We start from the raw sequence: 15,284 nt of genomic DNA, 5'->3' as shown, positions 1-15,284 counted from the left end.
GGCGCGGATTATGCCTCAAGTCACGGGTTTTGGCTGAGCATCGTGCGGATCTTGCCGGCCAGTTGCTCGATGGAAAACGGTTTGGCGACCATGTCCATGCCGTCCTCGAGGAAGCCCTGACGTTCGGCGGCTTTCTGCGCGTACCCGGTCATGAACAACACTTTGAGCCCTGGACGATGCTGACGGGCGATCTCCGCCATTTGCCGGCCGTTCATGCCCGGCAGGCCGACATCCGTCACCAGCAGGTCAACCCGCAGGTCGGATTCGAGCAATGGCAAGGCACCCTTGGCGTCTTCGGCTTCATGGGCGCGATAACCCAGCTCCTTGAGCAGGTCCATGACCAGCATGCGCACCGCCGGATCGTCCTCGACCACCACCACGGTTTCGCCGGTTGCGACGGCAGGGGCCTCGGTGACCGTTTCGATGACTGGCCGCTCCGGTTCCAGTGCATACAAACGAGGCAGGTAAAGGCGCACGCAGGTGCCCTGACCCGGCAGGCTGTCGAGGCTGACGTGCCCACCCGATTGCTGGGCAAAGCCGTAAATCATCGACAACCCGAGCCCGGTGCCCTGGCCGATCGGTTTGGTGGTGAAGAACGGATCGAACGCCTTGGAACGTACCGAGGGCGTCATGCCGGTGCCGTTGTCGCTCACCGCGAGCATCAGGTAATCCCCGGCCTTGACCGGTTCGAGGGTGGTGATGTCGTTGCCGTCGAGGTAGACGTTGGCCGTTTCGATCAGCAGTTCGCCGCCGTCGGGCATGGCATCGCGGGCGTTGATCACCAGGTTGAGCAGGGCGTTTTCCAGTTGGCTGACATCGGTGCTGACCGGCCAGACGTTGTCGGCCAGGCGCAACCTGAGCTCGATCGGATCACCTTTGGTGCGGCGGATCAGGTCCTCCAGCGAATGGATCAGCTCGTTGACGTCGAGGGTCTTGCGATCCAGCGACTGACGCCGGGAGAACGCCAGCAGGCGGTGGGTCAGCGCCGCTGCGCGGTTGGCCGAGGACACGGCTGCGTCGGTGAAGCGGCCGATCTCATCGGCGCGGCCACTGGCGATGTAGCGCTGCATCAGGTCGAGGCTGCCGATGATCCCGGTCAGCATGTTGTTGAAGTCATGGGCGATGCCGCCGGTGAGCTGGCCGACCGCTTCCATTTTCTGCGCGTGGCGCAGGGCGTCCTCGGCGCGCTCGCGTTCGAACATCTCGTTCTGCAAACGCTGATTGGCCTGGGCCAGTTGCTCGGTGCGCGCACTCACGCGCTCCTCAAGGGTTTCATTGAGGTTGCGCAGGGCTTCTTCGGTCTTTTTACGCTCGGTCTCGTCGATCACGAAGATATAGAAACCGTTTACCGCGCCGTCCGCGCCGTGACGCGGCAGGTAATTCATCAGAGCATGGCGCTGGCTGCCGTCGCGGTGTGGGGTGTACAGGCTGAACGAGCAGGGGCGGCCGGCCAGGGCTTCGGCGATGTACGGCGCCCGCAGGAAATAGGCCTCCTCGCCGATCACTTCGCGGATCGTGCGACCGTACAGCTCCTGCGGGGTCAGCCCGTACCAGTCCAGGTACGCGGCGTTGTTCAGGCGAAAGCGTTCTTCGTGGTCGACGTAGCTGATCAGGATCGGCATGGCGTTGATGATCAGTTGCAGCTCGGTCTGGCTCTGTCGCAGCGCCTGCTCGGTGTGCTTGCGCTCGGTCAGGTCCAGCGCCGCGCCGAGGAAACGCATCGGCCGTCCGTGATGATCCTTGTAGCAGCGTCCCCGGGCGAACACCCAGCGCACTTCGCCATCGGCTTGCAGCAGGCGATATTCCTCGGCGTATTCGGTGCCATGGGTGATGCAGTGTTTGATGCTGCGGGCGATCAGTGCGCGGTCTTCAGGGTGCACGCCTTGCAGGTATTCACTGATCGGCAACTGACTGGCCATTGCCGGATCGACACCATGCGATTGGGCAAAATGCGCGTCGGCGATGAAACGGTCCTGGCCGATATCCCAGTCCCAGGTGCCAACCGCGTCGGTAGCCGCCAGTGCCAGTTGCAGCCGTTCTTCGGTCTGTTTTTGCGCCTTGAGGCTTTCTTCGGAACGCTGCTTGAGTTCCAGTGCGATGCGTCGGCGTTCGTTGGTTTCGATGGCGGTAACCAGAATCCCGGCCACTTGCGCGCTTTCATCGCGGATCGGGCTGTAGGTCAAGTCGAGCCAGAAATCGGAATCCTTGCCGTCCCGTTGCAGGGTGAAGCGGCGTTCGCTGTAGGTTCGTACCTGGCCTTGTAGGACGGCGCTGTAAATCGGGTCGGTAAAGTCTCGAAGTTCCGGCCATATCTGGTGCGCCGGCTGTCCGAAAGCGTGCGGATGCTTGTTGCCGGCCAGCACCGCGAAGCCGTTGTTGTAGATCTGGGTGAGCTGCGGGCCCCACAACAGCAGCATTGGCATCGGCGAGTGAATCACGATATCCACCGCGGTGCGCAGGCTCTGCGGCCAGGTATCGGCGCTGCCGAGCGGACTGCGGTTCCAGTCGGTTCGGGCGATCAAGGTCTGGGCGTCGTTGGTGTTCGGTACAGCGTTCATCACATCAATCCTGGGCGTCGGTCGGTGAGGCGGCGTCTACTATCCTAGTGCGGTAGACGCTGTAAGGCCCGTCGCGTCACGACGCACGGTCTTAAGTTCATTGAAAGCTTCGCAGGTGCTTTTGGCCATGGAAATCGACGCATTGCTCAAACAATTGGCGAGCCGTCACGGTTCGGATCTGTTCCTGTCCACGGGCGCACCGCCGAGTGCGCGGTTTGACGGCGTGCTGATGCCCCTGAGCGAACATCCGTTCAAGCCAGGCGAAGTGGCGACTGTAGCCGCTTCCCTGATGGACGCCGAGCAGCGCCGGGAGTTCGACCGGGATCTGGAAATGAACCTGGCGATTTCCCGTACCGGGATCGGCCGCTTTCGGGTCAACATTTTCAAGCAGCGCAACGACGTTTCGATCGTGATCCGCAACGTCAAACTCGACATTCCCCGGTTCGAAGACCTGAAGCTACCGTCGGTATTGCTCGAATCGGTGATGCTCAAGCAAGGCCTGATCCTGTTCGTCGGCGCCACCGACTCGGGAAAGTCCACGTCGCTGGCGGCGCTGATCGACCATCGTAATCGCCACAGCAGCGGGCACATCATCACCATCGAGGATCCGGTGGAATACATCCATCGCCACAAAAAATCGATCATCAACCAGCGAGAAGTCGGGGTCGATACCCGCAGCTTTCACGCTGCGCTCAAGAACACTCTGCGCCAGGCACCAGACGTGGTGCTGATTGGGGAGATCCGTGATCGCGAGACCATGGAGCATGCGCTGGCCTTCGCCGAAACCGGGCATCTGGTGTTGTCGACGTTGCACGCCAACAACGCCAATCAGGCGCTGGACCGGATCATCAATTTCTTCCCCGAAGAGCGTCGGCCGCAATTGCTGCATGCCTTGGGCAACCACCTCAAGGCATTCGTCTCCCAGCGCCTGGTGCGAACCCGGGACGGTCAGCGACGGGCCGCCGCCGAGGTGATGCTCGGTACGCCGACGATTGCCGACCTGATCCGGCGCAATGACTTTGGCGAGCTGAAAACCATCATGGAAAAATCGGCGGAACTGGGCATGCAGACCTTTGACGCTGCACTGTTCGCGCTGGTAGCAGAAGGGGTGATCGATGAAGACGAAGCCCTGAAAAACGCAGATTCGGTGAATAACCTGCGCCTGCGCCTGAAGCTGCATGCCGACACCATGCCGTCCCCACCGCCATCGACCGGCGAGTGGGGACTGATGGACTGACAGGCTTCAGTCGCGAAGTTCGACCCGATTGCGAAACTGCTCAAGCGCTTGCGGATTGGCCAGCGCATCGGTGTTTTTCACCGGCTCGCCGTGCACCACATTGCGCACGGCCAGCTCCACCACTTTGCCGCTGATGGTGCGCGGAATATCGGTGACCGCGACAATCTTCGCCGGTACATGGCGCGGTGTGGTGTTGGCGCGGATCACCTGGCGGATCTGCTGTTGCAGTGCCTCATCCAGCGTTAAGCCGTCCTTGAGGCGCACGAACAGCACCACCCGGACGTCGTCCTGCCACTGCTGGCCGATGGCAACGCTGTCCAGCACTTGCGGGACTTTTTCCACCTGGCGGTAGATTTCCGCCGTGCCGATGCGCACGCCGCCGGGATTGAGCACAGCATCGGAGCGGCCGTGGATCAGCATTCCGCCGTGCGGCAGTTGCTCGGCATAGTCACCCTGGGCCCAGACGCCGGGGAACTGGCTGAAATAGGATTTGCGCAACTTTTCGCCGTCGGGATCGTTCCAGAGTCCGACAGGCATGGCGGGAAATGGCCGGGTGCACACCAGCTCGCCTTTTTCGCCAATCACCGATTGCCCGGCGTCGTTCCACACCTCGACCGCCATGCCCAGGCTCTTGCCCATGATTTCGCCCCGGCGGACTGCGGACATCGGGTTGCCGTTGACGAAGCAGGACACGATGTCCGTGCCGCCGGACATCGAGGACAGGCAAACGTCTGGTTTGAAGTCGCGATAGACGAAGTCATAACTCTGCGGCGACAGCGCGGAGCCGGTGCAGAGCAGGGTTTTCAGGTGGCTCAAGTCGTAGCTTTCACGCGGTTTGATGCCGCTGCTTTCCAGGGTCGCAAGGAATTTCGGGCTGGTGCCGAACACGCTGACCTGCTCGTCGTCGAGCAGCTCCAGCAACCGCTCGTTGTCCGGGTAAAACGGTGAACCGTCATACAGCACCACCGCGCTGCCGACCGCCAGTGCCGAGACCAGCCAGTTCCACATCATCCAGCCGCAGGTGGTGTAGTAGAACAAGCGGTCGCCGGGGCCCAGGTCGACATGCAGCCCGTGTTCCTTGACGTGTTGCAGCAACACGCCGCCGGTGCTGTGAACGATGCATTTCGGCACGCCGGTGGTGCCGCTGGAATACAGCACGTACAGCGGATGATCGAAAGGCACCGGGACGAAGTGCGGTTCATTGCCCGGTTCGTAGAAGTCGTCCCACAGCGTGACATTGGCGGGTGTCCGGTAATCCGTGGCATGGGCGTGAGGGCGTGCGTAAGGCACGATGACCAGCTGTTGCAAGGATGGCAGTTGTTCGAGGATTTCGTTGATCTTGACGGTCTGGTCGATCTCTTTGCCGGCGTAACGGTAACCGGCGCAGGTAATCAGCACCTTCGGTTCGATCTGGCCGAAGCGGTCGATCACACCGTGGGTGCCGAAATCCGGCGACGAACATGACCAGATTGCGCCGAGACTGGTGGTCGCGAGCATCGCCACCAGGGTTTGCCAGGTGTTGGGCATGCACGCTGCAACCCGGTCGCCGAGCACGACGCCGGCTGCTTGCAGGCTGGCCTGGAAGCCGGCGACTTGCTGGGCCAGTTCGGCCCAGGTCAGCAGTTCACGCTGGCCGTTTTCCCCGATAGCGATCACGGCGATGGCATCGTCGCGGCGACTCAGCAGGTGCTCGGCAAAATTCAGGGTGGCGCCGGGAAACCACTCGGCACCTGGCATCTTGAGGCCTTCGCGCAGGACCGCGTCGGGTTGGGTGTGAAAACAGATACCGAAGAAATCCACGATCGCCTGCCAGAACGCTTCACGCTGGTCGATGGACCATTGATGCAGGGCGGGGTAGTCGTCGAGCTTCAGGTGGTGGCGCTGATTGATGAAGCGCCGAAAACCGTCCATGCGGGACCGGGCAATGCGTTTGGCATCGGGTTGCCAGAGGATGTCGGACATGGTTTGCCTCTTATTGTTTGTCAGAAAGCTCCCACCGCAAAGTGGGAGCAATCAGTTGCACGCTTACTGCGCCAGCCATCCGCCATCGATGTTCCACGCGGCGCCTCGTACCTGGCTGCCGGCCTCGCTGCACAGAAACAGCACCAGTTCACCCAGATGCGCCGGGGTGACGAACTCCAGCGACGGCTGTTTCTCGGCCAGCAGATCGTGCTGCGCCTGTTGCGGGTCGACACCCTTGGCCGCGCGATCGTCGATCTGTTTCTGCACCAGCGGCGTCAGCACCCAGCCCGGGCAGATCGCGTTGCAGGTGACGTTGCTGGCGGCGGTTTCCAGGCCGATCACTTTGGTCAGGCCGATCACCCCATGCTTGGCCGCCACATACGCCGCCTTGCCGGTGGAGCCGACCAGACCGTGTACCGAGGCGATGTTGACGATCCGCCCCCAGCCCTTGGCACGCATGCCCGGCAGGCTCAGGCGAGTGCTGTGAAACACAGACGAGAGGTTGATGGCGATGATCGAGTCCCAGCGCTCCACCGGGAACTCTTCAACCGCCGCGACATGCTGGATGCCTGCGTTGTTGACCAGAATGTCCACGCCACCGAATTCGCGTTCGGCGTAGGCGATCATGTCGGCGATCTGCGCCGGGTCGCTGACGTCTGCCGGGTGATGGCCGACCTTGCCGCCGAACTGTTCGACTTCGGCGATCACCTTCGACGCGTCGCCAAAGCCGTTGAGGATCAGGTTGGCGCCGGCCTTGGCCAGCGTCAGGGCGATGCCCAGCCCGATGCCGCTGGTGGAGCCGGTGACCAGTGCGGTCTTGCCAGAAAGAGTCGTCATCAATACCTCACACAATGCCGGTGGCGTAGAAAGTGCCGATCACCACGAAAACTGCCAGTGTCTTGATCAGCGTAATACAGAAAATGTCCTTGTAGGCCTCACGATGGGTCAGGCCGGTGACGGCGAGCAGGGTAATCACCGCGCCGTTGTGTGGCAGGGTGTCCATGCCGCCGCTGGCCATGGCGGCCACCCGGTGCAGCACTTCCAGCGGAATGTTGGCGGCGTGGGCGGCGCTGATGAATTGTTCGGACATCGCCGCGAGCGCGATGCTCATGCCCCCCGAGGCGGAGCCGGTGATACCGGCCAGCAGGGTCACGGTGATCGCTTCGTTGACCAGCGGATTGGGAATGCTCTTGAGCCAGTCAGCCAGCACCAGAAAACCCGGCAATGAGGCAATGACCGCACCGAAACCGTATTCGGACGCGGTGTTCATCGCTGCCAGTAATGCGCCGCTGACTGCACTTTTGCTGCCCTCGGCGAGCTTGCTTTTGATCGCTTTGAAACCGAATGCCAGCACCATCAGGATGCCCACCAGCAAAGCAGCCTGCACCGCCCAGATCGCCGTGAGTTTGGCGATTTCAGTGGTAACCGGTGCAGCCATGCCGGGTAGCGCGAGGCTGTGGGTCTTGCCGTACCACTGCGGAATCCACTGGGTAAACAACAGGTTCATGATGCCCACCGCCAGCAGCGGTGAGAGGGCGATCCACGGGTTGGGCAGTTTCAGGTCTTCGGCGGTTTCCGGTTCGTTGCGCAGTTCGGTGCCATAGCCTTCGCCGGCGCGCTGGGCCTTGTTGCGTTGGCGCTGGAGGAACAGCATGCCGGCGCAAAACACGAAAATCGTGCCGATCATACCCAGCCACGGCGCCGCCCACGCGGTGGTGTTGAAGAAGGTGCTGGGAATGATGTTCTGGATCTGTGGTGTACCGGGCAGGGCGTCCATGGTGAACGAAAACGCACCGAGGGCGATGGTCGCCGGGATCAGGCGCTTGGGGATGTTGCTCTGGCGGAACATCTCTGCAGCGAACGGATACACCGCAAACACCACCACGAACAGCGACACGCCGCCGTAGGTCAGCAGGGCGCAGACCAGCACGATCACCAGCATCGCCTGGCGGGTGCCGAGCAAGCGAATCGCTGCTGCGACAATCGAGCGGGAGAAACCCGAGAGCTCGATCAACTTGCCGAACACGGCGCCGAGTAGGAAGACCGGGAAATACAGTTTGATGAAGCCGACCATCTTCTCCATGAACACCCCGGTGAAGGCAGGGGCGACGGCGGACGGGTCGGTGAGCAGGACGGCGCCGAGGGCGGCGATCGGGGCAAAAAGGATAACGCTGTAGCCACGGTAGGCCGCGAGCATCAGCAGCGCGAGGGCTGCCAAGGCGATGATCACACTCATGGTGTGCTCCTTCGATTGTTATTTTTGTGGGTGGAACAGGTGCAGGAAGGGGCTTTAGCGAGAACTGTGCCAGATGATTAAGTTATTGAAATAAAAGGAATTAGTTTGATTTGTGGCGGCGATTTTTGGGGTTTTGTCTCGGTTTGGAGACTTCTATGACTGAGAGGACGCTTTCGCGGGCAAGCCCGCTCCCACAGTTGAACGCATTCCTCTGTGGGAGCGGGCTTGCTCGCGAAGTTTTTGCTGCAGTCTTGATTTGGAGAATGCTGTCTCTCTATTGAGACTCGGCAATCCCCAGCGCAATCATCTTCTTGTATAGCGTGGAGCGTCCTAGCCCGAGCCGCTCAGCCGCCTCGATCACCTTGCCCCCGCATTGCGCGAGGGTGGATTGAATCAATTGCCGGTCAAACCGCTCGCGAGCCTGACTGAAGGTCTCGTTGATTGCCGGCGCTGACAGAGGCGCCACCGCTCGATCAACTGGTGTAAACGTGCCAATCGCAGCACGAATGTCATCCGCCGTCAGCATCAAGTCATCACTGAGCAATGCCGCACGCTCCAGCACATTGCGCAACTCACGGATATTTCCCGGCCAGGCATGCTGACCCAGCAGCTCCAGTGCTTCGTGGTTGAGTTCATGCTGGCTGCGCAACTCTTCAAGAATCGCTTCACTGAGGGCCGGCAGATCATCCAGCCGCTCTCGCAGAGGCGGTACCTGAATCGGCAGCACGTTGAGGCGGTAATACAAATCCGCGCGGAACTCGCCACGCTTGATCGCCGCCTCCAGATCCGTCGAGGTGGCGGCAATCACCCGCACATCGCTCTGGATCACGTCGTTGGAGCCTACAGGCTCGAATTCCTTTTCCTGCAACACCCGCAGCAATTTGCTTTGCAGAGGCAGCGGCATATCGCCGATCTCGTCGAGAAACAACGTGCCGCCCTGAGCGATCTGCAACTTCCCGGTTCGACCCTTGCGGTCGGCGCCGGTGAAGGCACCGGGCGCGGTGCCGAAGAACTCGGCTTCGAGCAGTGCTTCGGGAATCGCCGCGCTGTTAATGCTGACGAACGCCTTGTGGGCCCGAGGCGAAGCGCCGTGGATGGCCTGCGCCAGCAACTCCTTGCCGCTGCCCGTCTCGCCCAGCAACAGAACCGGCGACTCGGCACTGGCGCTGCGCCGGGCACGGCGTTTGACCTCCAGGCTCGCAGCACTGGTGCCGATGAAATGGGCAAAGTTGTATTTGGTCTGCCGGGCGCGCAACAGCGAACGGGTCGAGGCCAGTTCTTCCTGCATGCTCAGGTAGCGCTTGAGCATCGGCGACAGCGTGCGCAGTTCGTCGAACAGGGCGAAGCCGATGGCGCCGATCACCGCTCCAGCGTCGTCGTGGATCGGCAGACGCATCACCACCAGCGGTTCTTTTGGCGTGTCCTGCATGTCCAGCAGAATCGGTCGCCCGGTGCGCACCACTTCACGCAGCAGACTGCCCGGAATTACGCTTTCGCAAGGCTTGCCGATGGCTCCGGCCGCAGAGTCGAGGCCAAAACGCCGGGCGTAGCGCTCGTTCATCCAGACGATGTTGGCGTCGCGGTCGACAATCACCGTGCCCTCACTGGATTGCTCGATGATCTCGAACAACGAACGGATCGCCAGGGTGCGGACCCGTTGGTAATCCTTGAGGCTGTCAGTGGTGTTCATGGCGGCGTCCATTGGCGGAAGTCAGGTGGCGCGATTATGCCTATCCTGGATGCGCCGCCGCCAACAGCTCTTTGGTATAGGGATGCTGCGGCGAGTCGAACACCTCATGGCTGGCGCCGCGTTCGACCACTTTGCCGTCCTTGATCACGATCATGTCGTGGGCCAGCGCCCGCACCACTGCCAGGTCGTGGCTGATGAACAGGTAGGTCAGGCCGTGTTTTTCCTGAAGCTGGCGGAGCAGGGCGACGACCTGTTTCTGCACGGTGCGATCCAGTGCCGAGGTCGGCTCGTCGAGCAGGATCAGCGCCGGTTTGAGTACCAGCGCCCGGGCAATCGCAATGCGCTGACGCTGGCCGCCGGAAAACTCGTGGGGGTAGCGATGACGGCTTTCGGGGTCGAGGCCGACTTCCCTGAGCACGCGGATCACCTGGTCATCGCACTCCTCAGCCGTTGACTGGCAATGCACCTCCAGCCCTTCGCTGATGATCTGCGCCACGGACATGCGCGGGCTGAGGCTGCCGAATGGATCCTGAAAGACGACCTGCATCTGTCGACGCCACGGGCGCAATTGTTTTTGATTGAGGCCATCGAGAGACTGGCCCTGGAAGCGGATGCTGCCTTCGGAATCAAGCAGGCGCAGGATGGCCTGGCCCAGTGTCGACTTGCCCGAGCCGGACTCGCCGACGATGCCCAGAGTCTTGCCTCGCTGGATATTCAAGCTGATGCCATCCACGGCGCGCAGCAATTGTTTGCGTTGGAACAGACCGCCGCCGACCGCGAAGTCGACCCGCAGATCTTCAACTTCCAGCACATTTTCACGCTCGTCCCGGGGCAAGGCTTCGCCTTCGGGCTCAGCGTTGAGCAACACGCAGCTGTACGGGTGTTTAGGCTCGGTGAACAAAGTTTCGCATGGCGCCTGCTCGACGATTTCCCCGGCCTTCATCACGCACACCCGCTGGGCGATGCTGCGCACCAGATTGAGGTCGTGGCTGATGAGCAGCAGCGACATGCCAAGGCGTTGTTGCAGGGATTTGAGCAGCACCAGGATCTTGCGCTGCACGGTGACGTCGAGGGCCGTGGTCGGTTCGTCGGCGATCAACAGTTCCGGTTCGCAGGCCAGGGCCATGGCGATCATGATCCGCTGTCGCTGGCCGCCGGACAATTGATGGGGGTAGGCCTTCAACCGTTCTTCCGGCTTCTGGATACCCACCAGTTCGAGCAGTTCGAGAATGCGTTTGCGGGCCTCTTTGCCGCCGAGACCTCGGTGCAGCAGGAGGGTTTCGCCGATCTGCTTTTCGATGGTGTGCAGCGGATTGAGTGAAGTCATCGGCTCCTGGAAGATCATGGCGATGCGGTTGCCCCGCAAGTCGCGCAAGGTCTTGGGATCAGCTCCCACCAGCTCCTGGCCGCGATAGCGAATACTGCCGGTGGTGGCGGCTTCGCTGTCGGGGAGCAGTTGCAGGATCGAGTGGGCTGTCACCGATTTACCCGACCCTGACTCGCCGACCAGTGCCAGACACTCGCCGGGGCGGATGTCGAGACACAGGTTGCGCACCACGGTCTGGCCATTGAAGGCGACGCTGAGGTCACGGATTTCGATCAGGTTGTCAGTCATGTCAAGTATCCGTTCATGAGCGCGGGTCAAAGGCATCGCGCAACGCTTCGCCGATGAATACCAGCAAGGACAGAATCAGCGCGAGGGTGAAAAATGCGGTCAATCCCAGCCATGGTGCTTGCAGGTTCTGTTTACCCTGGCCGATCAACTCGCCCAGCGATGCGCTGCCGGCGGGCATGCCGAAACCCAGGAAATCCAGCGCCGTCAGGGTGGAAATCGCCCCGGTCAGAATGAACGGCAGGTAACTCAACGTGGCATTCATCGCGTTGGGCAGGATGTGCCGGAAGATCACCTTGCGGTCGGTCAGGCCCAATGCCCGCGCAGCCTTGACGTATTCGAGGTTGCGCCCGCGCAGGAACTCGGCCCGTACCACGTCCACCAGCGCGAGCCAGGAAAACAGCGCCATGATCCCCAGCAGCCACCAGAAGTTCGGTTCGACAAACCCCGAAAGAATGATCAACAGATACAGCACCGGCAGTCCCGACCAGACTTCGAGCAGGCGCTGACCGAGCAAGTCGATCCAGCCGCCGTAATAGCCTTGCAGGGCGCCGGCCGCGATGCCGATCAGGGCGCTGACGAAGGTCAGCATCAGGGCGAACAGGATCGACACCCGCGCACCGAAAATCACCCGTGCCAGCACGTCCCGCGCCTGATCGTCGGTGCCCAGCCAGTTGACCGAAGTCGGTGGGCTTGGCGCCGGTTTGTTGAGGTCGTAATTCGGTGTGTCGTCACTGAACGGGATCGGCGGAAACAGCAGCCAGCCACCGTCCTTGCGGATCAGGTTCTGGACATAGTCGCTGCGGTAATCGGCCTGGAAGGGCAGTTGGCCGCCGAACTCCTGTTCGGTGTGGCGCTTGAACACCGGGAAATACCATTGACCCTGATAGCTGACGACCAAGGGTTTGTCGTTGGCGATCAGTTCGCCACCGAGGCTGATTACGAACAGACCAATGAACAGCCACAGCGACCACCAGCCTCGACGGTTTTTCTTGAAACGTTCGAAGCGGCGACGGCCCAGAGGCGAGAGCTTGAACATCAGGCGTTCCTCGCGGCGAAGTCGATGCGTGGGTCGACCAGCGTGTAGCACAGGTCGCCGATCAGTTTTATCAGGAGGCCGAACAGGGTGAAGATGAACAGCGAGCCGAACACGACCGGGTAGTCGCGGGAGACCGCTGCTTCGTAGCTCATTCGCCCGAGGCCGTCGAGGGAGAAAATCACTTCGATCAGCAACGAACCGGCGAAAAACACGCTGATGAACGCTTGGGGAATACCCGATACCACCAGCAGCATTGCGTTTCGGAACACATGACCGTACAGCACCCGACGTTCGCTCAGGCCTTTGGCGCGAGCGGTGACCACGTACTGACGGGTGATTTCATTGAGGAACGAGTTCTTGGTGAGGATGGTCAGGGTCGCGAAGCCACCGATCACCAATGCGGTCACTGGTAAAACAAGGTGCCAGAAATAGTCGGCAATCTTGCCCAGCGTCGACAGTGATTCGAAGTTGTCCGAGACGAGTCCGCGCACGGGAAACCAGTTCAGCGACGTGCCGCCGGCAAACACCACAATCAGGAACATCGCGAATAGAAACGCCGGCATCGCGTAACCGATGATGATCGCCGTACTGCTCCAGATATCGAAATGGCTGCCGTGGTGCACCGCTTTACGAATGCCCAGCGGGATCGACACCAGATAGGTGATCAGCGTCGCCCACAGCCCGAGGGAAATGGTCACCGGCATTTTTTGCAGGATCAGGTCGGTGACCGTGGCACCGCGGAAGAAACTCTTTCCGAAATCCAGCTGCGCGTAATTCTTGAGCATCAGCCACAGGCGTTCAGGGGCGGGCTTGTCGAAGCCGTACTGTTTTTCGATGTCCCTGATCAGTTGCGGATCGAGGCCGCGGCTGGCGCGGGAAGTGCCGCTCATGGTCTCGCTCGCGCCGCCGCCGACACTGGCACCGCCTATGCCTTGCAAGTGGGCGATGGCCTGTTCCACCGGACCACCCGGTGCGGCCTGGATGATCACGAAGTTCACCAGCAGGATGATCACCAGCGTCGGGATGATCAGCAGCAGGCGTCGCAGTATGTAACCCCACATCAGTGCGGCCCTCCGGGTCTGCCACGGCTGATTTTCTCGGCCGTCATCTGCTGGTTGGTCAGCGGCGTGCTGCTCATTTCCCACCAGCTCTCGATCGCTTCGTCATTGCTCGCCTGCACGGTCGGGATGCCGAAGCGGTTCCACCACACGGTCGAGGTGCCCGGCGGGTAATAATTGGGAATCCAGTAGTAGTTCCATTGCAGCACGCGATCCAGCGCGTGGGCGTAGTGCAGCATGTCCGTCTGGGTCGAGGCACGGATCAGGCCGTTGATCAAGGTATCGACCGCCGGGTTCTTCAGCACCATGTAATTGTTGGCGCCGGGATCGTTGGCCGAAGCGGACCCGAAGTAATTGAGCAACTCACCGCCGGGAGACGTGGTGACCGGGTAACCGGTGACGATCATGTCGTAGTCGCGGCTCATCAGCCGATTGACGTATTGCGAGGAATCGATGCGGCGGATGTCGAGATTGATACCGATCTGTTTCAAGGTGCGTTTGTAGGGCAGCAGCAATCGGTCCATGCCGTTCTGGCTGACCAGGAAGGTGAAACTCAATGGCTCGCCCTGAGCATTGACCAATTGGTCGCCGTCGGGTTTCCAGCCCGCCTGTTCCAACAACTCCAGTGCCTGCAGCTGCTTGTCACGGATCAGGCCGCTGCCGTCGGTTTTCGGCGCCTCGAAGACCTTCGTGAATACCTCGTCCGGGATTTGCCCGCGCAGCGGTTCAAGGATCTTCAGTTCGGCGGCGTCCGGCAGTTCACTGGCCGCGAGGGCGCTGTTGGAAAAATAACTCTGCTGGCGGATATACATGTTGCGCATCATCTGCCGGTTGCTCCATTCGAAATCCCAGAGCATGGCCAGGGCCTGGCGTACGCGGCGGTCCTGGAACATCGGCTTTTGCAGGTTGAACACGAAGCCCTGGGCCGACTGCGGCGCTTCGGTGGCCAGATGAGCCTTCTGCAGACGACCGTCGCTCAGGGCCGGGCTGTCGTAGCCGATGGAGTAGCCAGTGGCGGAGAATTCACGGTTGTAGTCGTAGGCACCGCCGCGCAGGACCTGGCGGGCGACATCTGTGTCGCCGAAGTACTCGATGCTGAAGTGATCGAAGTTGTACAGACCACGGCTGACCGGCAGGTCCTTGCCCCACCAGTCGGGATTGCGTTCAAAGGTGATGCTGCGCCCGGAGTCGACCTTGCCGACCCGATACGGACCGCTGCCCAGCGGTGGTTCATAGCCGCCACCTCCGGCGAAATCCCGGGTCTTCCACCAGTGCTCGGGAAAGACCGGCAACGTGGCGATGTCCAGTGGCAGGGTGCGATTTTCGTTGCTCTTGAAATCGAAACGCACGGTCAGGGGCGCTTCTATTGCGACGCCTTTGACGTCGGCGAACTGAGTGCGATAACGCAGGCTGCCCTGGGTCATCAGCAATTCGTAGGTGTAGCGCACGTCTTCGGCAGTAATCGGCTTGCCGTCGGCGAAGCGTGCCTTGGGGTTGATGAAAAAGCGCAGGGACAGGCCGTCCTCGGAGCGTTCCATTTTCTCCGCCACCAGTCCGTAAACGGTGTAGGGCTCGTCCATTGAACGCTGGGCCAGCGGGGAGTACAGCAGGCCGTCGATCTGGGTGACGCCGATGCCTTTGTCGATGTACGGCAGAAGATGGTCGAAGTGACCGATCTCGATCGCCGAACGGCGCATCGTACCGCCCTTTGGCGCGTGGGGATTGGTGTAGTCGAAATGGCTGAAATTTGCCGGGTACTTCGCCGGCTCGCCATACACGGTCAATGCATGTTGCGGTGCAGCGTTCACCCCGGTGGCGCCCATCAGCAGAGCCACGGCGGTGAACATCAAGGTGGAGAAAGCCAGTCGCATTGTCAGCCTTAAAGCCGGGTG

General features: G+C 61.2%; 10 protein-coding genes. 1 reads left to right on the top strand and 9 read right to left on the bottom strand.

All coding sequences use genetic code 11. The annotated features are described in order from the left end of the window. Positions 1 to 20 precede the first annotated feature (20 nt). A complete protein-coding gene (locus NE357_RS15330) occupies positions 21 to 2,558 on the bottom strand; it encodes a PAS domain-containing hybrid sensor histidine kinase/response regulator (RefSeq protein ID WP_169430586.1) in 2,538 nt (845 codons plus the stop codon). A 127-nt stretch (positions 2,559 to 2,685) separates the two neighbouring features. On the opposite strand from NE357_RS15330, the gene NE357_RS15325 reads away from it, so the two are divergent. Continuing rightward, entirely contained in the window at positions 2,686 to 3,795 is a 1,110-nt protein-coding gene (locus NE357_RS15325; protein WP_169430585.1) for a PilT/PilU family type 4a pilus ATPase, read from the top strand. Between the two features lie 6 nt (positions 3,796 to 3,801). Here NE357_RS15325 and NE357_RS15320 read toward each other — a convergent pair whose 3' ends face one another. From NE357_RS15320 to NE357_RS15285, 8 genes are all read right to left on the bottom strand, one after another. Next, positions 3,802 to 5,757, bottom strand: a complete 1,956-nt coding sequence (locus NE357_RS15320) for an acetoacetate--CoA ligase (RefSeq protein ID WP_169430584.1) — start codon at positions 5,755 to 5,757, stop codon at positions 3,802 to 3,804. 63 nt (positions 5,758 to 5,820) lie between these two features. Next, positions 5,821 to 6,594, bottom strand: a complete 774-nt coding sequence (hbdH, locus tag NE357_RS15315) for a 3-hydroxybutyrate dehydrogenase (protein WP_169430583.1) — start codon at positions 6,592 to 6,594, stop codon at positions 5,821 to 5,823. 7 nt (positions 6,595 to 6,601) lie between these two features. Beyond that, entirely contained in the window at positions 6,602 to 7,993 is a 1,392-nt protein-coding gene (locus tag NE357_RS15310; RefSeq protein ID WP_169430582.1) for a GntP family permease, read from the bottom strand. Between the two features lie 274 nt (positions 7,994 to 8,267). Further along, positions 8,268 to 9,683, bottom strand: coding sequence for a sigma-54 interaction domain-containing protein (locus NE357_RS15305; RefSeq protein WP_169430581.1), 1,416 nt, complete (start codon positions 9,681 to 9,683; stop codon positions 8,268 to 8,270). 40 nt (positions 9,684 to 9,723) lie between these two features. Next, positions 9,724 to 11,298, bottom strand: a complete 1,575-nt coding sequence (locus NE357_RS15300; RefSeq protein WP_169430580.1) for an ABC transporter ATP-binding protein — start codon at positions 11,296 to 11,298, stop codon at positions 9,724 to 9,726. A 13-nt stretch (positions 11,299 to 11,311) separates the two neighbouring features. Continuing rightward, the gene (locus NE357_RS15295) at positions 11,312 to 12,334 is read right to left on the bottom strand and encodes an ABC transporter permease (protein WP_102622254.1); all 1,023 of its coding nucleotides are present in this window, start codon (positions 12,332 to 12,334) and stop codon (positions 11,312 to 11,314) included. Then, positions 12,334 to 13,395 carry a microcin C ABC transporter permease YejB gene (locus NE357_RS15290; RefSeq protein ID WP_169430579.1) on the bottom strand — a complete coding sequence of 354 codons (1,062 nt, stop codon included), beginning with the start codon at positions 13,393 to 13,395 and terminating at the stop codon, positions 12,334 to 12,336. Before NE357_RS15290 ends, NE357_RS15295 begins: the two co-directional genes overlap by 1 nt. After that, on the bottom strand, positions 13,395 to 15,263 hold the full coding sequence (locus NE357_RS15285; RefSeq protein WP_169430578.1) for an extracellular solute-binding protein: 1,869 nt from the start codon (positions 15,261 to 15,263) through the stop codon (positions 13,395 to 13,397). Before NE357_RS15285 ends, NE357_RS15290 begins: the two co-directional genes overlap by 1 nt. Positions 15,264 to 15,284: the final 21 nt, after the last annotated feature.

The sequence above is a fragment of the Pseudomonas sp. G7(2022) genome (assembly GCF_052660475.1).
The sequence above is the reverse complement of the archived record's forward strand: the minus strand, read 5'-3'. Positions and strand labels throughout refer to the sequence as shown.

What these genes read in the sequence shown, in the direction of transcription:
- NE357_RS15330 (WP_169430586.1), bottom strand. Translation starts at nt 2,558, where the DNA reads ATGAACGCTGTACCGAACACCAACGACGCCCAGACCTTGATCGCCCGA.
- NE357_RS15325 (WP_169430585.1), top strand. Translation starts at nt 2,686, where the DNA reads ATGGAAATCGACGCATTGCTCAAACAATTGGCGAGCCGTCACGGTTCG.
- NE357_RS15320 (WP_169430584.1), bottom strand. Translation starts at nt 5,757, where the DNA reads ATGTCCGACATCCTCTGGCAACCCGATGCCAAACGCATTGCCCGGTCC.
- hbdH (WP_169430583.1), bottom strand. Translation starts at nt 6,594, where the DNA reads ATGACGACTCTTTCTGGCAAGACCGCACTGGTCACCGGCTCCACCAGC.
- NE357_RS15310 (WP_169430582.1), bottom strand. Translation starts at nt 7,993, where the DNA reads ATGAGTGTGATCATCGCCTTGGCAGCCCTCGCGCTGCTGATGCTCGCG.
- NE357_RS15305 (WP_169430581.1), bottom strand. Translation starts at nt 9,683, where the DNA reads ATGAACACCACTGACAGCCTCAAGGATTACCAACGGGTCCGCACCCTG.
- NE357_RS15300 (WP_169430580.1), bottom strand. Translation starts at nt 11,298, where the DNA reads ATGACTGACAACCTGATCGAAATCCGTGACCTCAGCGTCGCCTTCAAT.
- NE357_RS15295 (WP_102622254.1), bottom strand. Translation starts at nt 12,334, where the DNA reads ATGTTCAAGCTCTCGCCTCTGGGCCGTCGCCGCTTCGAACGTTTCAAG.
- NE357_RS15290 (WP_169430579.1), bottom strand. Translation starts at nt 13,395, where the DNA reads ATGTGGGGTTACATACTGCGACGCCTGCTGCTGATCATCCCGACGCTG.
- NE357_RS15285 (WP_169430578.1), bottom strand. Translation starts at nt 15,263, where the DNA reads ATGCGACTGGCTTTCTCCACCTTGATGTTCACCGCCGTGGCTCTGCTG.